The organism is Massilia sp. HP4 (genome assembly GCF_005222695.1).
Taxonomy (GTDB): Bacteria; Pseudomonadota; Gammaproteobacteria; order Burkholderiales; family Burkholderiaceae_D; genus Telluria.
In genome coordinates, this window is sequence record NZ_STGG01000042.1 from 96,758 (window position 1) to 120,416 (window position 23,659).

The window sequence follows — 23,659 nt, forward strand, 5'->3', positions numbered from 1 at the left end:
CGCGCCATGTTCATCCAGCTCCGACTCTTCGTCTTCCTCTGCCTGGGCACCTTCTTGCTGGTGTGCAGCCATGCGCACGCCGGGATCACCAACCAGGCCAGTGCCAGCTTCGCCAACGGCGCCGGCGCCACCACCAGCGTGGCCTCGAACACCGTGCGCGCCGTGCGCCCGGACACGATTACCTATTTCACCTCGGCCGCCTTCACCACCGTGGCCCGCGCCACCCGCGCCAACGGCCAGCTGTTCATCCAGATCGACGCCGCCGAGTGCGACGCCGACCCGGCCCGCGCCGAACGCATCAGCGTCAACATTGCCTCCCGCAAGACCGGCGACAACCAGAATTTCATGGCGGACGAAACCGCCGCCGACAGCGGCACCTTCCGCATCGTCACCACTGCCATGAACTACGCGCAAGACGCGGACCATGGCGACGACGCCGGCGACGGCATGATCCAGGTGATGACCGACGATACCCTGACCGCCAGCATCGCTGGCTGCGGCAACGGCACGATCTCGACCGCGATCCTGGTCGACCCGATCGGCGTGCTCTACGACAGCGTCACCAATGACCCGATCGCGGGCGCCACCGTGAGCCTGGTCGACGTCACCGGCGCCGGCAACGGCGGCGCACCGGGCGGCGCGGCCACCGTGTTCGACGTCGACGGCACCACCCGCATGCCGAGCACCGTCGTCACCGACGCCGACGGGATGTACCACTTCCCGCTGGTCGCGCCAAGCCTGTACCGCCTGCAGGTGACCCCGCCGAACAACTACGGCTTTCCTTCCAAGACCGCGCCGGGCGCGCTGCCGGCCAGCCGCGAGACCAATCTGTACGGCTCCTACGGCGGCGAGTTCACCGTCAGCGCCGCCCTCGGCCTGGTGACCATCGACGTCCCGCTCGATTCGATCCCGGGCACCCTGTATCTGGAAAAGAGCGCCGCGCGCGCCGTGGTCGAAGTCGGCGATGTGCTCGACTACACCATCCGCGTCCATAACACCGCCGAGGAAACACTGGAAGGCGTGGTCGTCGAAGACCGCCTGCCGGCCGGCTTCAGCTACGTGCCGGGCACCATGCGCCTGGACGGCGCCGCCTTCGGCGACAAGTTCGAGAACCGCGGCCCGCTGCTCGCCGTCAAGCTCGGCCAACTGGCCGCCAAGTCGACCGGCGTGCTCACCTACCGGGTGCGCATCGGCGCCGGCGCCCTGCAGGGCGACGGCATCAACCGCGCCCAGGCCAGCAGCGCCGCCCCGCTGGCCTTCACCAGCGGCGTGGCCGCGGCCAAGGTCAAGGTCGAAGCCGGCGTCTTCAGCAGCAAAGGCCACATCCTGGGCACCGTGTTCGCCGACTGCAACGCCAACGGCCTGCGCGAAAAAGGCGAGCCGGGCGTGCCGGACGTGCGCATCTGGCTCGAGGACGGCACCTTCTCGCAGACCGATGCCGAAGGCCGCTACAGCTTCACCGATGTTGCCCCGCGCACCCACGTGGCCAAGGTCGACGCCAGCACCCTGCCGGCCGGCAGCCAACTATCCATCCTGTCGAACCGCAATGCGGGCGACGCCGGCAGCCGCTTCGTCGACCTCAGGGACGGCGAACTGGCGCGCGCCGATTTCGCCCTGGACGCCTGCAGCGACGAACTGCGCGCCGCCATCGCCACCCGCGCCGAGCGCCTGCGCGCCGAACTCCAAGCCACGTCCGAACTGACCGCGCCGCGCAAGAAGGCCGTGCTGGCCAGGGACGAGGAACTCGACCTGTCCAGGCTCGAGAACACCCTGGACTTCGTCGGCCTGCACGACGGCGCGCTGCTGCCGCACGGCCAGGCCACGGTGCGTATCAAGGGCGCAGCCGGCAATGCCTTCACCCTGCTGGTCAATGGCGAAGAAATCGGCGACGACCACGTCGGCCAGCAAAGCACCGTGGTCGACCGCCAGCTCGACGTCTATGAGTATGTCGGCGTCGCCCTGCGCGCCGGCCGCAACGAGCTCGAGGTCGCCCAGCGCGACGGTTTCGGCAATGCCCGCGGCAGCAAGCGCATCGCCGTGCTGGTGCCGGGCAAGCTGGCGCGCCTCCTGGTCAAGCCGCAATCCGAGACCGCCCCGGCCGACGGCAAGCAACCGGTGCTGGTCACCGTGAGCCTGGAAGACGCCAGCGGCGTGGCGGTGCTCGAACGCACTCCGGTGACCCTGGAAACCACTGCCGGCCAGTGGGACGAATCGGACCTGGATGCGCGCGAGCCGGGCCACCAGGTCTTCATCGAAGGCGGCAGCGCAGCCTTCTCGCTGCGCGCCCCGTCGGTGGCCGGCGAAGCGATCCTGAAAGCCGCCAGCGGCCAGCTGCAGGCGAAGAACAGCCTGCGCTTCGTGCCCGACCTGCGTCCGCTGGTCGCCGCCGGCGTGGTCGAAGGCGCCATCAGCCTGAACCGTGTGCGCGGCAACACCGCCAACCCGCTGCGCGACTTCGACGGCTTCGAGGACAAGCTGCGCCACATGGCCGGGCGCGGCGACGGCAGCGGCCTGGCCGGCGGCGCCCGCGCCGCCATGTTCGCCAAGGGCCAGGTGGGCGACAGCACCCTGGTGACCATGGCCTACGATTCGGACAAGGAAACCGAGCCGACCATGTTCCGCGACATCGACCCGCTGGCCTATTACCCGACCCACGGCGACGACGCGCGCCGCGGCTTCGAGGCGCAATCGACCAGCCGTTTGTATTTCCGCGCCGAGCGCGAGCAGTCGTACGTGATGTATGGCGACTTTACGCCGCCGGGCGTGACCCCGGCGCGCAACCTGGGTGCCTACAACCGCAACCTGACCGGCCTGCGCACCCACCTCGATGCTGGCGGCCTGACCTTCGACGGCTTCGCCAGCTACGACAGCACGCGCCAGATGGTCGAAGAGATCGCCGCCAACGGCACCTCGGGCCCGTTCCTGACGGGTGGCGGCCTGATGATCATCAATAGCGAGCGCGTCGAGATCGTCGTGCGCGACCGTAACCAGACCGGCCTGATGCTGTCGCGCCGCCTGCTGGTGCGCTACGCCGACTACGACATCGATCCGCTGACCGGCCGCATCCTGCTGCGCGCCCCGGTGCCGAGCCTGGACCAGGACCTGAACCCGATCAGCCTGCGCCTGTCGTACGAAGTCGACCAGGGTCACCCGCGCTTCTGGGTCGGCGGCGTCGCCGCCCAGTACAAGATCGGCACGATCGTCGAAGTCGGCGCCAGCGCGGTGGAAGACCGCAACCCGGCCGACCCCACCCGCCTGGTGAGCATCAACGCCACCGTCACGCCGGACGACAAGACCACCGTGATCGTCGAAGCCGCGCAAATGGAAAAAGCCGATCGCAGCGGCCAGGGCAAGGGCCGCGCCGTGCGCCTCGATGCCAGCCGCGTCGACGGCAAGCTGGAAAGCCGCGTGTTCGCCGGCCGCGCCGACGCCGAATTCGACAATCCATCGGCCAGCCTGCCGCGCGGCCGCACCGAAGGCGGCGCCACCGCGCGCTACCGCTTCACGGAACGCGCCAGCGTCGGCCTGGAAGCCCTGCACACCGCCGACCTGGCGACCGAGGCCGAACGCAACGGCGTCCAGCTGTTCGCCGGCTACGCCTTCGACAACGGCCTGCAGGTCGAAGTCGGCGTGCGCCGCTCGATCGAGCAGGCCGGCGAGAGCGTGGTGCTGGCCCAGCCCGACCTGACCAGCGTGCGCGCCAAGGTGGCAACCCAGATCCCCGGCCTGCCGCAGGCTGGCGTGTTCGTCGAAGCCGAGCAGGACATCCATGACAATGGCCGCCGCATGGTGGCCCTGGGCGGCGACTACCGCTTCGCCGGCGGCAGCCGTGTCTACGGCCGCCATGAACTGATCAGCAGCCTGGGCTCGACCTATGCGCTGAACCAGGGCCAGGAGCGTCACGCCAGCGTGTTCGGCGTCGACACCGACTACATGAAGGACGGCCGCGTGTTTTCCGAATACCGCGCCGGCGGCACCTCGCCCGCTGGCACCGTTTCTGGCGAGCGCCAGGCCGAGGCGGCCCTTGGCCTGCGCAACCTGTGGACGCTGGCCGACGGCGTGCGCGCCAACACCAGCTTCGAGCGCGTCAAGGTGCTGTCGGGCGCCGCCGACAACGAGTCGATCGCCCTGACCGGCGCCATCGAAGTGAGCCGCCATCCGCGCTGGACCGGCAACGCCCGCCTCGAGCTGCGCCACGGCGATGACAGCGACGGCCTCCTGTCGACCCTGGGCCTGGCCTACCGCATCGACGAGAGCTGGACTTTCCTGGGCAAGAACACCCTGGCCGCCACCCGCTCGAACGCCGCCGGCACGCTGCGCGTGACCGAGCTGCTGCAGAGCGGCGTGGCCTACCGCGCCCTGGCCTCGATCGGCGTGACCGGCCTGGCCAAGTACGAGTACAAGCTGGAACGCGACGATGGCCCGGCCAACCTCAAGCGCGCGGTGCATGCGCTGTCGACCAACGCCAACTGGCAGCTGCGCCGCGACACCGTGGTCAGCGCCCGCTATGCGGCCAAGATCGCGCTGGACCGCTCGAGCGGCCTGTCGACCCGCACCGTGAGCCACCTGGTGGCCGGTCGCGTGACCCATGAGATCAACGAGGACTGGGACATCGGCGCCACCGCCCAGGTGCTGCTCGACCGCGATACCCGCGGCCGCCAGTATGCAGCCGGCCTGGAAGCGGGCTACCAGCTGCAGAAGAATATGTGGGTCTCGGCCGGCTACAACTTCATGGGCTTTGGCGAGCGCGACCTGGCCGGCGCCGACGCCACCGCCAAGGGCGCCTATGTGCGCGTGCGCATGAAATTCGACGAAAACACCCTGCAGGGCCTGCTGTCCGGCGACTTGCTCAAGTAATCAAGGAATCGACATGACTTCGCAACCGACTTGCCTGGCCTGGATCCGCAACACCCTGGCCGCCCTGTGCCTGCTGGCCGGCGTGCTGGCCGCCGCCCCGGCGCGCGCCGAATGCACCGCCAGCGGCGCCTGCATCACCGCCGGCCCGCGCCTGGCCAGCGTCGACACCAACAAGAGCGCCCTGCTCGGCCCCCTGCTGGGCGGCCTGCTGGGCACCGGTGTCTCGCTCAACGCCGTCGACTGGAATGCCCTGGCCGGCGGCAACCTGAACCTGCTGGGCTTCTTGAAGGTGCTGCAGGCGCAGCTGAACCTGTCCAGCCCCTCGCAGGTGCTGGGGACCAACCTGACCCTGGCCCAGATCGCGGCCGGCCTGTCGGTCCAGGCCCAGGCCGAAGCCAGGCCGCAGCTGGCCTCGGCCCTGTCGGGCCTGGCCTCGCGCCTGAACGGCGTGGGTGCCACCGTGCGCCTGGGCGACTTGCTCAAACTGAGCGTCGACACCGGCGCGCTCGGCGCCAGCACCATCAATGCGCTCGACATGTTCACCGGCCTGGTGCAGCTCTACAACAAGCGCAATGTGCTCACTACCCCGACCCCGATCGGCATCTCGGGCGGCCTGCTGGGCGCCCTGGGCGTGGTCAACAGCCTGCAGCTGTATGCGCAGGTGATCGAACCGCCGGTGTACAACTGCGGCCCGGTCGGCTCGACCTTCCACTCGGCCGCGATCCGCATGAAGCTCAAGCTCGACCTGGTGACGCTGGCGCCGGTCACCGACACCCTGGTCGCCACGGGCCTGTTCAAGTCGGCCTCGGTCGGCATCGGCCAGCTCGACGTCTACGTCGAGGTCGCGCGCGGCGAAGGCAGCCTGGCGGCCGTGAACGCCGCCGCCAGGGCCGTGACCCTGCAGGTGGCGCCGGGCGTGGCCGACCTGTATGTCGGCAAGATCGAAGACGACGTGTTCTTCAACCGCACGCGCCGCATCCAGGATTCGGATGTGCAGTTCGGCACCATCGGTGCGCTCAAGGCCACGCTGCTCCTGAACCTGGTCGCTATCGACCTGCCGATCGAGGTCAAGAGCATCGTGCGCGGCCAGGCGCCGTTCTCCACCAGCGTGACCATGAGCGGCAACTTCCCGCAGACCCGCACCGTCAGCAGCAGCACCCTGTTCGTGACGAACGCCGCCAACAGCCTGGTGAGCAAGCTGCAGATCCGCGTCGCCAACCTGGGCCTGCTGGAGGGCGTGGTCTTGCCGCTGCTCGAGACCCTGGTGACCAAGGTGGTGTCGCCGCTGCTGTCGCCGGTGCTGTCGGGCGTGGCCGACCCACTGCTCAAGCTGCTGGGCATCGGCCTGGGCGAGATGGTGGTCACGGTGGAAGGCATTTGCCAGGCCTGCGACGACTTCAAGCTGACCAAGGCGGCCGACAAGAGCGCCGCCCTGCCGGGCAGCACCATCGTGTATACCATCACCTTCGAGAACAAGGGCACCACCACACTCAACAACCTGAAGGTCAGCGATCCGACCCCGGCGTATACTACCTATGTGGACAGTGCCTGCGGCGCCATGCCGGCCGGCCTTTCCTGCACCGTGTCGAGCAAGCCGGAGGTCGGCGCCACCGGGAAAGTCGAGTGGGGCGTGACCGGCACGCTGGCGCCGGGCGCCACCGGCAGCGTCACGATTTCGGTCAAAGTTCAATAGTGCTGCATAACTTCGTCACTGCAAGTTACAATAAAGAAACGAATTATCGAGTTTCACTATCGCAAAGTGTGAGAATTTGATAGATTGCTGACTTGCCCGTGCGTATTTGTTGCGCATGTGGACATGCCTGTATCGATGCAGCGGCGCGCGCCGCTTGCATTTCCCGGCCGTGCCGGCGCGGGCATTTAACCGACTTGCACACCTGAATCCATGAAATCGCACAGCAGTCCAGCGCCGGCGCAGCCAGACCCCGTTTCCTCCGAAGTATGTTCGACGAAGGAGGCCGCCAGCCTGCTCGGCGTCTCGCATCGAACGGTTCAATTGTGGGTCGAGGGCGGCGTGCTCCAGGCGTGGAAGACGGCTGGCGGCCACCGCCGCATCCTGCTCACCTCGGTGCACCGGCTGGTCGCCCAGCGCAACCAGGCCGTGAATGGCGGCCAGCCTGCCGCCGCCGTGGCCGAGCCGGCGCCCTCGACGGCGCGCCGCATCGTCATGGCGGACGACGATTCCACCCTGCTGCGCCTGTATGAACTGGAGATCTCGGGTTGGGGCCTGGACGCCGAACTGATCAAGGCGCGCGACGGCTTCGAGGCGCTGATCCGGATCGGCGAAGCGAAACCCGACCTCTTGATCAGCGACTTGAACATGCCGGGCATGGATGGTTTCCGCATGGTACGTACGCTACGCGCTGACCCGCGTTATGGCAAGATGGCCATTATCGTGATCAGCGGGCTGGACCGGGCAACCATCGCCTCGATGGGACTGCCGGCCGACATACCGGTATTCTCCAAACCGGTGCGTTTCCCTGAACTGCGCGCCAAGGTCGAACAGATCCTGGACGCGGGCGATCACACCATGGAGAGTTAACCAGGACAAGAAGAATGCGACACGAGCCGCACAGAAACGTTCGTACTTTACTGCCCGATCCCCAGCCCGACGCCGCGCGCGTACGGGCCCTGCATGAGCTGCAACTGCTCGACACCCCGCCCGAAGAACGCTTCGACCGCATTACCCGGCTTGCATGCCGCCTGCTGGGCGTGCCGATCTCGCTGGTCGCCCTGGTCGACGCCGAACGCCAGTGGTTCAAGTCGCGCGTCGGCATCGACCTGCGCGAAACATCACGCGCCACCTCGTTCTGCACCCACACCATCCAGCACCCCGAAGGCCTGGTGATCGAAGACGCGCGGCTGGATCCGCGCTTCGCCGCCAATCCCTTCGTGCTGGGCGAGCCGCGCGTACGTTTCTATGCCGGCGTCCCGCTGGCCGCGCCCGACGGCAGCCGGGTCGGCGCCCTGTGCGTGATCGACAGCCAGGTGCGCCAGTTCGACGGGGAGCAGATGGCCACCCTGCGCGACCTGGCGGCCATCGCCGGGGACGAGCTGCGCGCGCGACCGGCCGGCCGCCCCGCGCCCGAAGGCTGGGAAAAAGCCCTGGTCGCCCACCTGCCCGACGGCATCCTGATGCTCAATGTCCACGGCGTGATCGTGGCCGCCAACCCGGCCGCCGAAAAGATGTTCGGCGCCAGCGGCGCCTTGCTGGCCGGACGTCCGCTGGCCGAACTGCTCGACGAAGACCTGGTGGCGCGCCGCCGCGCCGGCCTGCTGCTCGAGGGCTGCCCCTACGAGAGCGGCGCCCGGCGCCTGGACGGCAGCCAGTTTCCGGTCGAATTCTCGTACTGCCGCATGGCCTGGGCCGCGCGGCCCAAGTTCGCCGTCACCGTGCGCGACATCACGCAGCGCCGCGCCAACGAAGAACGCGCGCGCGCCACCGACGAACGGCGGCGTCGCCACTTCGCTACCGCCACCCACGAGCTGCGCACGCCGATGTCGAGCGTGCTGGGCTTTTCCGAGCTGCTGCTCAAGCGCGAGTTCGACGCCGCCACCCAGCGCGAACTGGTCGAGATCATCCACCGCGAGTCTGCCCGCCTGGTCGACCTGGTCAACCAGATGCTCGACCTGGCGCGCATCGAGGCCGGCGGCGCCGCCGAACTGAAGTTCGCCGCAGTTGCGCTGCCGGCGCTGGTGGAGCAGACCCTGGCCAGCCTGGAAGGCCTGGGCCAGGCCCACCGCGTGCGCACCGATCTCGCGCCAGGGCTGCCAGCGCTGGCGGCCGACCCGCAAAAAATGCAGCAGGCGCTGACCAATATCGTCAGCAACAGCATCAAGTATTCGGCGCCCGACACACCGATCGTGCTCGCCGCGCGCCTGGAACAGCGCAATGCGCGCCCGATGATCGCGATCCGCGTGCGCGACCGCGGCATCGGCATGACGCCCCAGCAACAGGCCCAGGTGTTCGACGCCTTCTACCGCGTGGACCGCGATTCCAGCGTGCCGGGCAGCGGCCTGGGCATGACGATCCTGAAGGAGATCGTCGACCTGCATGGCGGCCAGATCGCGGTCGAATCCACCCTTGGCGTCGGCACCGAAGTCACACTTTACCTGCCTGCGACCCTGGCGCAGGACGGCGCCGGCTAAGGCCCGCATTTGTACCGCGCGCACCACACCCGTCCCGTTTCCATCGATTTGCTCGGAGGTAATTCAAGCGGTACGCGGATTGGCCTTGACAGCCAAATGTGAAACAGTAAAATCAGTAAATATGAAAATCGCCGATCAGCAAGTCTACGAAGGACGCTTATTCGACCGCGCCGCCTACTGCACCACGAGGCAGGCTGCAGAGCGGATCGGCGTATCGCACCGCACGGTGCAGATGTGGGTCGAGAACGGCACGCTGCAGGCCTGGAAGACGGCCGGCGGACATCGCCGCATCACGCTGGCGTCGGTCGAGTGCATGCTCGCCGAACGCCGGGCTGCGCTGGGCGGTGCGCCAGCCGCGCCGCGTCCCGCGCGTCCGATGCCGTGCGCCCCGCGCGCCGGCGCCCGCAGCGTCCTGATCGTCGACGACGACGCCATGCTGCTGCGCCTGTACGAGCTTGAGATCTCGACCTGGGGCATGGACCTCGCGGTGCGCAAGGCCAGCAACGGCATCGAGGCGCTGGTGCGGATCGGCGAAGCGCGGCCCGACATCCTGGTGAGCGACCTGCACATGCCGGGGCTGGACGGCTTCGGCATGATCCGCGCCCTGCGCGACAATCCCGCCACCGCCGGCCTGCCGCTGGTGGTCGTCAGCGGCATGGACAAGCCCACGGTGCAGGCCCTGGGCCTGCCCGAGGACGTCGCCTTCTTCACCAAGCCGGCCCCGCTGGCGGCCCTGCGCGCGGCAGTGACGTCGCGCCTGCCCGCGGCCGGCTGATCCGGGCCGCCCTTGTCCCCGCACGTACAATGATGATGAACGAGACGCCCCAACTTCCCGCTTCCCTGCCCGCCGACGAGGCACGGCGCCTGCAGGTCCTGATCGACCTGGACCTGCTGGACTCGCCACCCGACGAGCGTTTCGACCGCATCACGCGCCTGGCCGCGCGCCTGTTCGGCGTGCCGACCGCCCTGGTCAGCCTGGTCGACGCCGAGCGCCAATGGTTCAAGTCGCGGGTGGGCATGGCGCTCGAACAGAGCCCGCGCTCGTCCTCGTTCTGCGCCCACGCGATCCGGCAGGACGACGTGATGGTGGTGACCGACGCCTGCCTGGACGACCGTTTCGCCGACAATCCGCTGGTGCGCGGCGACGACCCGATCCGCTTCTATGCCGGTTCGCCGATCGAGGTCGGCGACGGCGTGCGGATCGGCACCCTGTGCATCATCGACCGCGTGCCGCGCGAATTCGGACATGGCGAACGTACCCTGCTGCGCGACCTGGCCGGCATCGTCGCCAACGAAGTCGCGGCCATCGAGCTCAAGGCCGCGGCCGAGCGCGAGCGGCGCGGGGCCGAGACGGTGCGCGCCCTGCTCGACCACCTGCCCGAAGGCGTACTGCTGTTCGACGCGGCCGGCAACATCCAGTCGTGCAATCCGGCCGCCGAACGGATGTTCGGCGCGCCCTGCCAGGTGCTGGCCGGCCAGCCGTCCAGCGCCCTTATCGGCATGCAGCCCAAGCCGGTGGCGCGCCACGAAGGCACCGGCCGCCGCGCCGACGGCAGCGCCTTCGCGGCCGAGGTCTCGATCGCCGAGATGCTGCTCGGCGGCCAGGTCCACCTGGTGGCCACGGTGCGCGACATCGCCTGGCTGCGCGCCGAGCAGGAGCGGGTGCGCGCCGCCAACCGGCGCCGCCACGACTACTTCCGCACCGCCAGCCACGAGCTGCGCACGCCGATGGCCAGCATCCTGGGCTTTTCGGAGCTGTTGCTCAAGCGCGAGTTCGACGCCGCCACCGGCCGCGAACTGATCGACATCATCCACCGCCAGGCCACCCGCCTGATCGGCCTGGTCAACCAGATGCTGGACCTGGCGCGCATCGATGCCGGCGGCTCGGCTCAGATGCACCCGGCGCCGCTCGACCTGGCCCTGGTGCTCGACCAGGTCAAGGCCGGCGTCGGGGATGCGTCGCAGGCCCGCCGTATCGTGCTGCATCCGGCTCCCGCCGTACCGCAGGTCATGGCCGATTCGCTGCGCGTCCAGCAGGCGCTGGCCAACATCGTCGCCAATGCGCTGGCTTACTCGGCGCCCGACAGCGCGGTCGAGATTCGCCTGGCGCAGGCCGCGCGCAGCGGCCAACCCGGGGTCGCGGTAAGCGTCATCGACCGTGGCGTCGGCATGACGCCGGAACAGCAGGGCCAGGTATTCGACGCTTTCTGGCGCGCCGGCGCCCTGCCCGACGTGCCGGGCAACGGCTTGGGCATGACCATCGTGCGCGAGATCGTGGCCGTCCACTGCGGCCAGGTAGAGATCGCATCGGTTCCTGGCGACGGCGCCAGCGTGACCCTCTGGCTGCCGCGCGACGGCGCCTCCCCCGACTCCGAGGGCTGCGCATGACACGCAGCATCCTCGTCGTCGACGACCAGCCCGACCTGCGCCTCTTGATCCGCCTCACCCTGCGCGCGCTGGGCGAGGTGAGCCAGGCTGCCAGCGCCGAAGCGGCCCTGGCCAGGCTGGCCGAATCCGTGTCTGACCTCCTGATCCTGGACGTCTGGCTCGGCGAAGGCATCAGCGGCCTGGAATTGTGCCGCCAGCTGAAGGACACGCCCGGCATGCAAGGCATGAAGATCATGCTGCTATCGGCCTGTGGCCAGCAGAGCGACCTTGCGGCGGGCCTGGCCGCAGGGGCCGATCACTATATGGTAAAACCGTTCAGTCCCGAGGCGCTGGTGGAGGCCGCGGCGGCCTTGTTGAGGTAGGATTGCAGCTCCGACACGCTTCCAGGAGACGCACCGTGGGCACGCAAGGCAATCATCACCAGATCGACAATATCGAATTGAACGTCGCCGACATCGCGCGCAGCAAGGCCTTCTATGGCCAGGCGTTCGGCTGGACCTTCGTCGACTACGGTCCCGGCTACACCGAATTTCGCGATGGCCGGCTGGCCGGCGGGTTCACCACGGACGGGCCGGTCCGCGCGGGCGGCCCGCTGGTCATCCTGTATTCGAACGATCTCGAAGCGACCCAGCGCCGGGTCGTCGACGCCGGCGCCACCGTCAGCAAGGAGACCTTCACCTTCCCCGGCGGGCGGCGCTTCCATTTCATCGATCCCGACGGCTACGAATTGGCCGTGTGGACCGCCGACGAAGCGGCCGCCTGAGCGCGCCCTAGTCCGACGGGCGGCTCGACGCCGCCCTGGGCGGCAGGTCGGCATGGAAGCAGGTCCCGCCGCCCGCACGGTCTTCGAACCACAATTCCCCGCCATGCTCGACCATGATCTGGCGGCTGATCGCCAGCCCCAGTCCCGAGCTGGTCTTGCGGTCCGAGCCCGGATCGGCCTGGGCGAAGCGCTGGAAGATGCGGTTGCGGAAGGCGGCCGGGATGCCGGGGCCGCGGTCGGCCACCGTGATGCGCAAGCCGCGCTCGCTGCGCGCCAGCGTGAGCTCGACCGCGCCCCGTGGCGGTGAATACTTGAGCGCATTCGACAGCAGGTTCAGCAAGACCTGGGTGATGCGGTCGCGGTCGACATCGGCCGGCAGTTGCTCCAGGCCCGGCGCGCAGCTGGCGCGCAGTTCGACCTGCGCATCCTGGGCCTGGACCCGCATCGCGCCGAGCGCATCGAGCACGACCGGCATCAGGGCCTGCGGCCGGGGTTGCGCCGACAGGCGCCCCGACTCGACCTTTTCCACGTCCAGCATATCGCTCACCAGGCGCACCAGGCGCTCGCAGTGGCGGTGCGCGATCTCGACCAGCTCTTCCACCTCACCGTCGATCGGGCCGGCCGCGCCGCTCTTGAGGAGCGACAGCGAGGCGCGCATCGACGTCAGCGGCGTGCGCAGCTCGTGCGAGACGGTGGCCACCAGCTCGTTCTTCATCTGGTCGACCCGCTTTCGCAGCGAGATATCGTGCAGGAAGATGCTGAAGAAGCTGCGCTCGCCGATGCCGGCAATCCCGGCCGTCATCTCGATCGCGAACTCCTCGCCCTGGCGGGTGAGCACGATGCGCTCGACCCGACGGTTCAGGGCATTGGTGTGGCCCGTGGTGCGGAATTCGACGATCGCGCGCCGCAGCGAATCATGGTAGCGCTGCGGCAGCACGAGGTCGGCCAGCGGACGCCCGATCGCCTCGTGGCGGCGCCAGCCGAACATGCGCTCGGCCTGGGTATTCCAGTCGGTGACCATGCCGTCCAGATCCATGCCGATAAAGGCGTCATGGGCGGTCTCGATGATGGTATTGATGTGCTGGGCGTTCTGCTGGACGGTAGCCAGCGCGCCCGCCAATTCCTGGGTGCGCTCGCTCACCCGCTCTTCGAGCGTGCGGTTCAGTTCTTCCAGCTCGCGCCCGCGCCGCACCAGGTCGGCCAGCAGGGTGTTGAGGGCGTTCGACAGGCTGCGCACCTCGTCGTAGGAGCGCTCGTCCGGCACCAGCGGCGCGGCCGTGCCCAGGCGGATACGGTTGGCGTGCTCCTGCAGGCTCTTGATCGGATGGGTGATCCAGTTCGCCACCAGGACCCCGGCGATCGAGAACAGCACCGCCAGCGCGACGCCGGTCCATAGCGCATACTGGCCGAGGTGGTGCACCGGCGCATAGGCGTTGCCCGCTTCCTGGCGCAGCAGCACGGTCCAGCCCATGCCAGGATAGTCGGCATAGCCGTCGGTCTGGCGATAACCGACCACGTATTCCTTGCCGTCGGTCCAGCGTTCCAGCACATAGCCGATGCCACGCGCGGTGCGCGCCCGGCGCAGGCTGTCGGTGTCGATGGTGGTGCCCTGCAAGCCTGGCGGCCCGAGCAGTACCAGGCCCTTGGTATCGACGATCAGGGCGTCGACCTGTCGCCCTTCCTGGATCGGCTCGATCACCGAACGCTCTACATCGCGCGCCCACTGCCACGACAGGTGGGCGCCCAGCACCGCGCGCGGCCGGCCGTCCGGCGCGCCGATCGGGAAAGCGATGTCGACGAAGCGCTGTGGCTCGCCATCGACCGACGGCAGCAGCTTGGCCAGCAGCAGCGCCTCGTGCACGTCGCCGATGTGGGTGCCGGCCAGCGCGTTCGTGAACCACGGTCGTGCGCCGACGTTGGCGCCCTCGAGCAGGCTGCGCGCCGCCACCTGGACCTTGCCGTCCACGGTCGCGATACCCATCCAGCTGTAGTAGCCATAGCTGCGATGGGCGTCGTCGAGCATCCGGCGCTGCGACTCCAGGGTCGCGGCCGGGCCCAGGTCGGCGATGCGGCGCGCAAGCAGGTTCACTTCACGGTAGCGTTCGTACATCCCGCGGTCGAGCTTGTCCGCGGCCTGCTGGGCCAGTTCGCCCAGGCCGAAGCCGATGCTCTCGCGCACGTGGTCGCGCGCCTGGTTCTGGACCAGCGCGACCAGGATGACGGTGAGGACGCCACACAGGATCGAGGTTGCGAGCGCCATGTATCCTGCCAGACCTCGGGGAAGCAGGAAGCGTGGCAGATTCCGGACAGTTGGCATACGCATCAACAAAAATTTGTATCAGACCTGTAACCGGACGATTTTACGTGAATAGTTTCCCTGCGAGAACTCCAAGATCGTTATGTTCAATATCTATCGTGGCCTGTGTGCCACAGAAAAAAACCAGATTTCCATTCTTGCTAGCAAAAAAATCCAGAGGGCACGCCAAACTCTGGTTTATACTGCAAGGTCTTGCCGTCGCTCGCTGTTTGCGACCATATTTACGAGCTTTCCTTCAGGCTGATCCAGACCGTGCGTCGACCGCTATCACTGTTGCTGATGCTGTTCCTGCTGTTGACCCAGCAGGCATCGCTGTCGCACGCGGTCAGCCACCTGGCCCCAGGCGCGGTCGCGGCTGCGGCGGTCCAGGAACTGAGCAGCGATACCCAGGAATTCGCGGCCCATGCCTGCGACCTGTGCGTCGCCGCGGCCCAGTTCGCGGCCGTCCTGCCCGCGTCCACCTTCCAGCTGCAAGCGGCCGATGCGTCCGGCATCGTCCACCACGCCTTCGCTGCACGCGGCTTCCACGCCGCACCCGCGCTCGCCTTCCGCTCGCGCGCCCCTCCCCTCGCCTGATCCGTCGCTGCACCTGAAGTCCGCCCGGCGCGCCTGATGCGCGCCCGTGCGTCCTCACGTTTCGGCCAGTCCCGTCGCCTGCGCCCGTGCGCCGGCTGCGCGGTCGCGGCCATGCACCGGGTCCACACCGCACCATGACCATCGCCATCTACCCGCGGGCCGTTGCCGGCCCTGCGGGCCTGCGCACGGCCGCCTGCGCCGCGCGCGCCTGATTTCGCAACGCCGTTGCCTCACCCGGCGGCGTTGTCGCGTCCCCCTCTGGCGGGACGGGGCCGCCGCACGCCTCAAGGAAAGAAAATGAAGAAGCCCTACGCAAGCTCGCCCACCGCATCCGGCCCTGCGCCACGCCGCACCGCCATGGCATGGCGAATCTGCGCCGCACTTGCCGCAGCATGTGCCGCCGCCATCCCTGGCAGCGCCGCCGCCCAGGCCCTGCCGCAAGTCGTCGTCAACGCCAGCCTGGACGAGCCGTACGCGCCGTCGCACGCCACGGTCGGCGGCAAGACGCCGCAGCGCCTGGTCGACATCCCGCAATCGGCCACCGTGTTCAGCGCCGAGCGCATCCGCGACCAGAACCTGTTCACCCTGGGCGACCTGATGCAGCAGGCGCCGGGGGTGAGCGTGATGCCCTTCGACGGCGCCAACCCGGATTTCCGCGCCCGCGGCTATGCGATGGAGCTGAGCTATGACGGCATTCCCGCCAGCCAGGCCGGCAGCGGCCAGCAGGAATTCGAGCTGGCGCTCTACGAGCGGGTCGAGGTGCTGCGCGGTCCGTCGGGCGTGACCGCCGGCGCCGGCCAGCCGGGTGGCGTGATCAATTTCGTGCGCAAGCGCGGCAGCCGCCATAAGCAGCTGTCGGCGACCGCCAGCGTCGGCTCCCATGACAACCGCCGGGTCGAGATCGATGCCGGCGGCCCGCTGAACGCCGCCGGCACGCTGCGCGCGCGCGCGGTCGGCACCTTCCAGGACCGTGACTACTTCCACGACGTCACCCACGACCGCAAATGGCTGGGCTACCTGGCGCTGGACGCCGACCTGGCCGCCAACACCACCCTGTCGGTGGCCTTCACGCGCCAGGTCGACGACCTCGACTCGACCACCATGGGCCTGCCGGCCTGGAACGACGGCGCCTTCCTCGACGTGCCGCGCGAGACCCATGTCTATCCATCCTGGAACCGCATGTCGTGGGCGACCAGCCAGGGAGAAATCGAGCTGGCGCACAGGCTGGCGTCCGGCTGGGAAGTGCGGGCCCGCGCGGTGCGCCGCAATGTCGACAAGTTCTACAAGGACGGCTATCCGACCACGGGGGTGGACCGCGCCAGCGGCACCGCCACCTATGCACGCCGCATGGCCGGGCTGGACTTCGAGCGCGAAGCGGCCGACCTGTTCGCGAGCGGCCCATTCTCGCTGTTCGGCCGCCGCCACGGCCTGACGGTCGGCTACAACGTCGACCGGCGCGTGGCCGACAACCAGTCGGTCACCTACGCCGCAGTGCCGAACGTCGACATCTTCGACCCCGACAGCGTGCCGGAACCGACTGGCGGTTTCACCCGCGGCAGCGCCAACAGGGTGACCCAGAGCGGCGCCTACGCCCAGGCCAGGCTGTCGATCGCCGACCCGTTCACGCTGGCGCTGGGCGCGCGCAGCTCCAACTACCGCAACGAAAACCGCAATATAGCGCCGACGCCGGAGACCGCCTTTGTCGCCACCACCCGCGAGCGCGGCGAGGTCACGCCATCGGCAGCCCTGCTGTGGCACCTGGCTCCTGACGTCAATGCCTATGTTTCCTATGCCGACATCTTCTTCCCGCAGTCGGCCATGGACGCCCAGCGCCGCACGCTCGACCCGCGCGTGGGCAGCCAGCTTGAACTCGGCGCCAAGGGCGTGTTCCTGGACGGCCGCCTGAATGCCTCCGCCGCCATGTTCAATGCGCGCGACCGCAACCGCGCGCTGGCCACCGACGTCATCGACGTCTATGTGCCTGCCGGCGAAGTCAAGGTGCGCGGCGTCGAGTTCGAGATCGGCGGGCGCCCGCTGCCCGAGCTGAACCTGACGGCCGGCTACACCTTCCTGCGCACCGAATACGGCACCCACCCGACCCTGGAAGGCGCCGAATGGTCGACCTTCGAGCCCAGGCACAGCCTCAAGCTGTATGCCCGCTGGCAGCCGGCCTGGATGCGCGGGCTGTTCGTGGGCGGCGGCGTGACCGCCAGCAGCGCGCTGCTGGGCACGGGCGTGCCCGGCCTGCGCGAACAGGGCGGCTACGCGGTCGCCAATGCGCAAGTCGGCTATGCGCTGGACCTTCGGCTGGCCGTCACGCTGGCGGTCAACAACCTGTTCGACCGCCACTACTGGGCCCGGGTGGGCGGCCTGAATACCTATAACATCCATGGCGACCCGCGCAGCGTGCTGCTGAGCGTGCGCGGGAGCCTCTGATGGGCGCTAGCACCCTGACTCCCCTGCGCCTCGTCGCGCGCCTGCAGTGGACCTCGCTGCTACGCGAACGCCGCCTGCGCCTGCTCGGCCTGCTGGTGTTGGCCCTGTGCGCGCTGGCCCTGCTCGACGCCGCCCTCGATGCGCGCCGCGGCGACACGGCGCGCCGTCACGACACCCTGGTCGAGGCGCAGGTCTGGCAGGCCCAGGGCGAAGCCAATCCGCATGGCGCCGCCCACTTCGGGCGCTATGTGTACAAGCCGGCCGCGCCGCTGGCGGCGCTCGATCCGGGCCTGACGGATCACCTGGGCTCGACCGTCAAGCTCGAGGGCCACGTCCAGAACGCCAGCCGCTTCCGGGCCACCGACGGCGGCGCCGCCCTGGCCCGCTTCGGGGGCTTCAGTCCCGCGTTCGCGCTGCAGGTACTGGTACCGCTGATGATCGTGTTCGCCGCCTTCGGCGTGTTTGGCGGCGAACGCCAGCGCCAGCTGGCATGGCAGGAAATCGGCGCCGGCGCGACGGCGTGGCAGCTGGTGCTGGGCCGCTTCATCGCCCATGCGACGGCCCTGCTGCTGCTGCTTGCCGTGGTCGGCGTGCTGGCGGCGCTGGCCACCATGCCGGCCTGGAGCGCCGCCCACTTCGCGGCGCTGGGCCTGATGCTGGCCGGCTACGGCCTGTACTGGCTGGCCTTCCTCGGCATCGTCCTCGCCATCTCGGCGGCCAGCAGCAGCGGCCGTGGCGCCTTGACCGCGGGCTTGGCGTCCTGGATCGTGGCCGCCGTGCTGGCGCCGATGCTGGCCCCGGCGCTGGCCGAGGCGCGCCATCCGACGCCGACCGCCGAAGCCTTCGAGGCCGCCGTGACCGAAGAAGTGATGAAGGGACCGGATGGGCACAGCCCGCGCGACGTCCGCTTCGCCGCGTTCGAGAAGGCGACCCTGGCCAAGTATGGCGTCAGCCACATCGACGAGCTGCCCATCAACTACAGCGGCCTGCTGTTCGAGCATGGCGAGAAGGCGACATCGGACATCTACAACCGCCACTTCGACCGGCTGTATGCCGGCTACGCGGCCCAGGCGCGGCTGGCGCTGGCAGGCAGCGTCGTCTCGCCGCTGCTGGCCCTGCGTCCGCTGTCCGCCAGCCTGGCGCGCACCGATATGGAAGCGCACCGCCATTTCCTGGCCCAGGCCGAACGCTACCGTTACCAGACGGTTCAGGCGCTCAACCGCGACATCAAGCTCCATCGCAAGCCGCAGGTGCGCGAGTACGCCAGCGACGTCGCCGCCATCACGCGGGACATCGTCTTCACGCCGCGTCCGCTGGCGCTCGGCGAGGTGTTGCCGCGCACCTTGGCGCCGTTCGCCGTGCTGGCCGCCTGGCTGGCCGGCGCACTGGTCCTGATGCGCCTTGGCGCACGCCGCCTGGAGGGCCGCGCATGAGCACCGTCATGACCATCATCCGCATGGAGGCGCGGCGCATGCTGCGCGGGCGCTGGCTGCTGCCGCTGTGGTTCCTGTTCCTGCTGCTGTGCGCCTACGCGGCCTGGAACGGCGCCGCCTGGGTCGAGGATCGCCAGGCCACGCAAGCGCTGATCCTGGAAGACGAGCGCGCGACCCACGCCCTGCGCCGCACCCAGCTCGCCGAGCAGGTCACGCCCGAGAACAAGTCGCGCTATGGCGGCGCCTTGTACGCCACCGCCATGTCGCTGCGCGCCATCCTGCCCCCGGGCGAACTGGCGGTGCTCACGGTGGGCCAGGCCGAAGGCTATCCGATGGCGGCCACGATCTTCCCTTTCAGCGCCAGCAATACGATCTTCGACCGCCACACGGCCGGCATGGAGAACCCCGCGGTGCTGGCCGCGGGCCGCTTCGACCTGGCCTTCGTGATCGTCTGGCTGCTGCCCCTGCTGGTGCTGGCCGGCAGCTTCGACCTGTTCGCGGCCGAGCGCGAGCGCGGGATGGCGCCCTGGCTGCTGTCGCAACCGGTGGCGCCAGGACGCCTGCTGGCGGCAAAGGCCGTGGCGCGCGCGCTGCTGCTGGTCTTGCCGCTGGTGGCGATCCTGGTTGCGGTGCTGGCCTTTGCCAGCCGGGCCGGCGCCGGGCCCCTGCTGCTGGCGGGCGGCCTGGCGCTGCTGTACGCCCTGTTCTGGCTCCTGCTCGCGCTGGTGGTCAACCTGGCCGCCCGCAGCGCGGCCCAGGCCGCGCTGGGCTGCCTGGCCGCCTGGCTGGCGCTGGTGGTGCTGCTGCCGGCGCTGGCCCTGGGCGTGGCCGACCTGGCCGCCCCGCCGGTGAGCCAGGCCGAGCGCGCCAACGCGCTGCGTGCCAAGGCGATGCAGGCACGCGCCGAACTACGCACGCAGCTCGGGACGGCGGCGCAGCCCGGGCGCGTGCCCGCGCCCAATATCCCGGACAGCCTGCGCCGCCGCGCGCTCGAGGTGGCGCGAGGAGAACAGTTGATCGGGCAGGCGCTCCAGCCCTACCGCGAGCAGGAAGCGCGCCGCCTGGCCTGGCTCGACGGCCTGCGCATCGTCTCGCCCGCCATCGCGCTGCAGGATGCATTGGAGCGCCTGGCCGGCAGCGACGCCGCGCGCGCCCTGCGCTTCCAGCGCCAGGCGCACGGCTTCCTGCTCGAGGTGCGCCAGCTGGTCGGGCGCCACCTGGAACAGGACCGGCTGCTCACCGTCGCCGACTACGACCGCGGCCTCCCCCGCTTCTCCCTGGCCGAGGCGCCGCCCCGCGAACGCCTCGGGGCGCTGCTGTTCGACGCCGCCGTCATCGTCCTCGGCATGGCCGCGCTGCTGCTCGCCGGCCGCCGGCTGCGCCGCCACGCCACTTTCACCGAATGAGGTCCCCCATGCTGCACACCATCGCCCTGTCCAAATCCTTCGGCGCCCAGCGCGCCCTGGACCAGCTCGACCTGCGCATCGCGCCGGGCGAGATCTTCTGCATGCTCGGCGCCAACGGCGCCGGCAAGACCACCACCATCAAGCTGCTGCTGGGCTTTCTGGCGCCGACCTCGGGACAGGCCCTGGTCGACGGCATCGACGTCGGGCGCGACCCGCTGGCGGCGCGCCGGCGCCTGCTCTACCTGCCGGAACAGGTGGCGCTGTACGGCGAGCTCACGGGCCTTGAAAACCTGGACTATTTCGCCGGCCTGGCCGGGGTCCCGGAGCGCACCCCGGCCAGGCTGCGCGGCTGGCTGGAACAGGCCGGGGTGCCGGCCGCCGCCATCGACCGGCGCGCCGCCGGCTATTCGAAGGGCATGCGCCAGAAGGTCGCGATCGCGCTGTCGATCGCGCGCGCCGCGCGCGCCCTGCTGCTGGACGAGCCGACGTCGGGCCTCGACCCGCAGGCCAGCGCCGAGTTCCACCGCCTCTTGCAGCGCCAGCGCGACGCCGGGGCGGCGGTGCTGATGGCCACCCACGACCTGTTCCGCGCGCGCGAAGTCGCAACCACGATCGGCCTGATGCGCGACGGCCGCCTGCTGCGTACCTTGCGCGCCAGCGAAGTCTCGGCGCGCGAGCTCGAGCAACTGTACCTGGAAGAGATGGCGCTCGCCGCGTCGAGTGCTCCACACGTTTGATACCGATACCAAAGGAAACCCATGAAACGCAACCCTACCCTGGGCGCCTGCCTCGCCCTGATGTCCACCCTGCCGCTGGCCGCCGAGCGCGAGCCCGAGCCAGACAACACCGTGGTCGTCACCGCCCGCCGCGACGATGCGGCGCCCCTGGCCGCAACGCCGCTACAGACCCTGGCCAGCCAGGAACTCGTCCGGCGCCGCATGGGCACGCTGGGCGAAACGCTGGCCGGCCTGCCAGGCGTGCACCTCGACAATTTCGGCGCCGGCGCCGCCAGGCCGGTGATCCGCGGCCAGACCCTGCCGCGCATCGAGGTGCTGAGCGACGGCGCCAACCTGTTCGACGTGTCGTCGATCTCCCCCGACCACGGCATCGCCACCGATCCGCTGCTGCTCGACGCGATCGAGGTCCAGCGCGGGCCGGCGGCGGTACGCTACGGCGGCAACGCGACCGGCGGCGCCATCAACCTGGTCGACAGCAAGGTGCCCAAGCTGATCCCCCAAGGCGGCGTCAGCGGCGCGACCGAAGTCCGCTACGGCACCGGCGACCGTGAGAAAACCGTGGTCGGCCGCGTCACTGCCGGCAGCGGCAATCTTGCCGTGCATGCCGAAGGGGCCCGGCGCAATGCCGGTGAGTACGATGTGCCGTCCGCGTTCGGCACGGACCGGCTGCGCGACTCCTTCGCCGACAGCGAGAGCTATAGCGTGGGCGCATCGTGGATCACGAAAAAAGGCTATATCGGCGCCGCCTACACGCGCGTGCGCAACGAATACGGCCTGCCCGGTCACAGCCACGCGAATGGCGTGTGCCACCTGCACGGCTATTTCAATCCGGTACGGGTCGACCTGCATTGCGTGGGCCACGGGAGTTACCAGAATCCGCTGGACAATCCCGATTCGGACACGGCCTGGATCGACCTGCGCAGCGACCGCGCGGATGTGCGGGCAGACTATGTCGATCCGCTGCCCGGTTTCTCCGGCCTGAAGTTCCGTGCATCGCATACCGACTACCAGCACGACGAAATCGATGGCCCCATCCTGTACAGCCGCTATACCAACAAGGTCAAGGATGGCCGCCTCGAGCTCACCCACAAGCCCTTGCTGGGCTTTACCGGCACCCTGGGCCTGCAATATACGGACGGCACGTTCGGCGGGCTGAACCTGATCGACTTGCACGTGCCGTCGACCAATTTCTACGGTTTCGAGGAGAAAGAGCGCTATGTGACCGAGAACACCGGCCTCTTCTTCAGCGAACGGCGCGCATTCGGCCCCGTCGACGTCGAGCTTGCCGTGCGCAAGGACTGGCGTACGGTCAGCGTGCCCATTCCCGGGCAATTTTTCATCAGGGTGCCGGACGAATACATCCCTTCCTATGAGCAGATCTACGGCCCGGACTGGCGCCAGGAACTCGAAGCAGGCATGCGCGAGGGCCATGCCGAACGCAATCCCGACCGCAAGCATCGGCCGCTCTCGGCGTCGATCGGCGCGACCTGGGATCTTGGCGGCGGCTATTCGGCGGCCCTGTCGCTGGCCCGCACCGAGCGCGCGCCGACGATGCGCGAGTTGTTCGCCTTCGGTAACAATCTCGCCACCAACAGCTATGAACTGGGCTTGCTGGCCGACTGGGAATTCATCGATCCCATCCTCGACGAGGCCGGTATTTTCCGCGGCGACGTGCTGGAACAATCGGATACGCTGAACCTGACCTTCCGCAAGGCCGGGGGCCCGTTCGAGTTCGAAGTCGGCCTGTTCCACCAGGATGTGGACGACTATGTGTATGCACACACGCTGGAAACCGACAGCCGCAACGGTCTCGCCCACCATTTCCTGGTCTATACCGCGGGCAAGGCGCGCTTTTCCGGCATCGACGGGCAGGCCAGCTACCGGCTCACGCCCAACTCGCGTGTAACCGTGTTCGGTGACTACGTGCATGCCGAACTCGGCGACGAGAAAGGCTACCTGCCGCGCATCCCGCCAGCACGGCTGGGCGCGCGCTACGACGGCAACTGGGGACCGCTGTCGGCGGGGTTCGAGGTCTACCGCCAGTTCACCCAGGACCGCCTGGCGCCGCTCGAGACCCGGACCGATGGCTACCATATGGTCAATGCGACCATGGCTTACCGCTTCCCTCACGGCCAGGGCCGCTGGACCGAGGTCTACCTCAGCGGCACCAACCTCACGGATGAGCTGGCCTATAGCCACGCCTCGTTCGTGAAGGCGCAATCGCCGCTGCGCGGACGCAATATCGTGTTTGGACTGCGCAATCAGTTCTGATCCCGGTTCTCATCCTTGCGCCGGTCGGCAACGCCATCGCGCCGATCCGGAACAATCGACGAGGCCCGGCATCTCATCGGTGCCGGGCCACTTCCACCACGTCGAAAGGAAACACGATGGCCACCTTCACCACCCGCAACGGCGCCGAGATCTACTACAAGGATTGGGACCGCGGCCAGGCGTTCGTGTTCTGCTATGCCGGGGCGCCGCATGGCTTGACCGAAACGCACAAGGACAGGGTAGGCGCCGACTTGCTGGCCTTCGCGCGCGGCGAAGGGGTTGGGCGCTAGCGCTGAGCGCATCAGCAA

16 protein-coding genes are annotated in these 23,659 nt (G+C 69.0%); 15 read left to right on the forward strand and 1 reads right to left on the reverse strand.

Features of this window, described 5'->3' with window-relative positions; translation table 11 throughout:
* The first annotated feature begins 6 nt into the window (after window positions 1-6).
* The 8 genes from E8M83_RS16675 to E8M83_RS16710 all read left to right on the forward strand — a co-directional run bounded on the left by E8M83_RS16675 (window position 7) and on the right by E8M83_RS16710 (window position 12,175).
* Window positions 7-4,857: an SdrD B-like domain-containing protein gene (locus tag E8M83_RS16675; RefSeq protein ID WP_137174470.1), complete on the forward strand. Its 4,851-nt coding sequence runs from the start codon at window positions 7-9 to the stop codon at window positions 4,855-4,857.
* A 13-nt stretch (window positions 4,858-4,870) separates the two neighbouring features.
* Entirely contained in the window at window positions 4,871-6,550 is a 1,680-nt protein-coding gene (locus E8M83_RS16680) for a DUF11 domain-containing protein (RefSeq protein ID WP_137174471.1), read from the forward strand.
* A 210-nt stretch (window positions 6,551-6,760) separates the two neighbouring features.
* Complete coding sequence (locus tag E8M83_RS16685; RefSeq protein WP_137174472.1) at window positions 6,761-7,417, forward strand: response regulator; 657 nt, start codon at window positions 6,761-6,763, stop codon at window positions 7,415-7,417.
* Between the two features lie 14 nt (window positions 7,418-7,431).
* Window positions 7,432-9,024 (forward strand): ATP-binding protein, encoded by a 1,593-nt coding sequence (locus E8M83_RS16690; RefSeq protein ID WP_137174473.1) that lies wholly within the window; start codon window positions 7,432-7,434, stop codon window positions 9,022-9,024.
* Window positions 9,025-9,145: 121 nt separating this feature from the next.
* Complete coding sequence (locus E8M83_RS16695) at window positions 9,146-9,799, forward strand: response regulator (RefSeq protein ID WP_137174474.1); 654 nt, start codon at window positions 9,146-9,148, stop codon at window positions 9,797-9,799.
* A 29-nt stretch (window positions 9,800-9,828) separates the two neighbouring features.
* Window positions 9,829-11,412 (forward strand): ATP-binding protein, encoded by a 1,584-nt coding sequence (locus E8M83_RS16700; RefSeq protein WP_137174475.1) that lies wholly within the window; start codon window positions 9,829-9,831, stop codon window positions 11,410-11,412.
* Window positions 11,409-11,774, forward strand: coding sequence for a response regulator (locus E8M83_RS16705; protein ID WP_137174476.1), 366 nt, complete (start codon window positions 11,409-11,411; stop codon window positions 11,772-11,774). The genes E8M83_RS16700 and E8M83_RS16705 overlap by 4 nt, the downstream gene beginning before the upstream one ends.
* Window positions 11,775-11,809: 35 nt before the next feature.
* Window positions 11,810-12,175: a VOC family protein gene (locus E8M83_RS16710; protein ID WP_137174477.1), complete on the forward strand. Its 366-nt coding sequence runs from the start codon at window positions 11,810-11,812 to the stop codon at window positions 12,173-12,175.
* Window positions 12,176-12,182: 7 nt separating this feature from the next.
* Here the strand turns inward: E8M83_RS16710 and E8M83_RS16715 are convergent, their stop codons facing one another.
* Window positions 12,183-14,435, reverse strand: coding sequence for a sensor histidine kinase (locus E8M83_RS16715; protein ID WP_229491597.1), 2,253 nt, complete (start codon window positions 14,433-14,435; stop codon window positions 12,183-12,185).
* Window positions 14,436-14,765: 330 nt separating this feature from the next.
* On the opposite strand from E8M83_RS16715, the gene E8M83_RS16720 reads away from it, so the two are divergent.
* From E8M83_RS16720 to E8M83_RS26330, 7 genes are all read left to right on the forward strand, one after another.
* Complete coding sequence (locus E8M83_RS16720) at window positions 14,766-15,068, forward strand: hypothetical protein (RefSeq protein ID WP_137174479.1); 303 nt, start codon at window positions 14,766-14,768, stop codon at window positions 15,066-15,068.
* Between the two features lie 297 nt (window positions 15,069-15,365).
* Window positions 15,366-17,504: a TonB-dependent siderophore receptor gene (locus E8M83_RS16725; RefSeq protein ID WP_137174480.1), complete on the forward strand. Its 2,139-nt coding sequence runs from the start codon at window positions 15,366-15,368 to the stop codon at window positions 17,502-17,504.
* Window positions 17,504-18,937, forward strand: a complete 1,434-nt coding sequence (locus E8M83_RS16730; protein ID WP_137174481.1) for a DUF3526 domain-containing protein — start codon at window positions 17,504-17,506, stop codon at window positions 18,935-18,937. Before E8M83_RS16725 ends, E8M83_RS16730 begins: the two co-directional genes overlap by 1 nt.
* Complete coding sequence (locus tag E8M83_RS16735) at window positions 18,934-20,343, forward strand: ABC transporter permease subunit (protein ID WP_137174482.1); 1,410 nt, start codon at window positions 18,934-18,936, stop codon at window positions 20,341-20,343. The genes E8M83_RS16730 and E8M83_RS16735 overlap by 4 nt, the downstream gene beginning before the upstream one ends.
* Window positions 20,344-20,351: 8 nt before the next feature.
* Window positions 20,352-21,080: an ABC transporter ATP-binding protein gene (locus E8M83_RS16740; protein ID WP_137174483.1), complete on the forward strand. Its 729-nt coding sequence runs from the start codon at window positions 20,352-20,354 to the stop codon at window positions 21,078-21,080.
* A gap of 21 nt (window positions 21,081-21,101) precedes the next feature.
* Window positions 21,102-23,351 carry a TonB-dependent receptor domain-containing protein gene (locus E8M83_RS16745; protein WP_137174484.1) on the forward strand — a complete coding sequence of 750 codons (2,250 nt, stop codon included), beginning with the start codon at window positions 21,102-21,104 and terminating at the stop codon, window positions 23,349-23,351.
* 116 nt (window positions 23,352-23,467) lie between these two features.
* Window positions 23,468-23,641, forward strand: coding sequence for a hypothetical protein (locus E8M83_RS26330; protein WP_229491598.1), 174 nt, complete (start codon window positions 23,468-23,470; stop codon window positions 23,639-23,641).
* Window positions 23,642-23,659: the final 18 nt, after the last annotated feature.

Bases quoted from the DNA above. Each gene is read 5' to 3' on its own strand.
- E8M83_RS16675 (WP_137174470.1), top strand. From the start codon at position 7: ATGTTCATCCAGCTCCGACTCTTCGTCTTCCTCTGCCTGGGCACCTTC.
- E8M83_RS16680 (WP_137174471.1), top strand. From the start codon at position 4,871: ATGACTTCGCAACCGACTTGCCTGGCCTGGATCCGCAACACCCTGGCC.
- E8M83_RS16685 (WP_137174472.1), top strand. From the start codon at position 6,761: ATGAAATCGCACAGCAGTCCAGCGCCGGCGCAGCCAGACCCCGTTTCC.
- E8M83_RS16690 (WP_137174473.1), top strand. From the start codon at position 7,432: ATGCGACACGAGCCGCACAGAAACGTTCGTACTTTACTGCCCGATCCC.
- E8M83_RS16695 (WP_137174474.1), top strand. From the start codon at position 9,146: ATGAAAATCGCCGATCAGCAAGTCTACGAAGGACGCTTATTCGACCGC.
- E8M83_RS16700 (WP_137174475.1), top strand. From the start codon at position 9,829: ATGATGATGAACGAGACGCCCCAACTTCCCGCTTCCCTGCCCGCCGAC.
- E8M83_RS16705 (WP_137174476.1), top strand. From the start codon at position 11,409: ATGACACGCAGCATCCTCGTCGTCGACGACCAGCCCGACCTGCGCCTC.
- E8M83_RS16715 (WP_229491597.1), bottom strand. From the start codon at position 14,435: ATGGCGCTCGCAACCTCGATCCTGTGTGGCGTCCTCACCGTCATCCTG.
- E8M83_RS16725 (WP_137174480.1), top strand. From the start codon at position 15,366: ATGAAGAAGCCCTACGCAAGCTCGCCCACCGCATCCGGCCCTGCGCCA.
- E8M83_RS16730 (WP_137174481.1), top strand. From the start codon at position 17,504: ATGGGCGCTAGCACCCTGACTCCCCTGCGCCTCGTCGCGCGCCTGCAG.
- E8M83_RS16735 (WP_137174482.1), top strand. From the start codon at position 18,934: ATGAGCACCGTCATGACCATCATCCGCATGGAGGCGCGGCGCATGCTG.
- E8M83_RS16740 (WP_137174483.1), top strand. From the start codon at position 20,352: ATGCTGCACACCATCGCCCTGTCCAAATCCTTCGGCGCCCAGCGCGCC.
- E8M83_RS16745 (WP_137174484.1), top strand. From the start codon at position 21,102: ATGAAACGCAACCCTACCCTGGGCGCCTGCCTCGCCCTGATGTCCACC.
- E8M83_RS26330 (WP_229491598.1), top strand. From the start codon at position 23,468: ATGGCCACCTTCACCACCCGCAACGGCGCCGAGATCTACTACAAGGAT.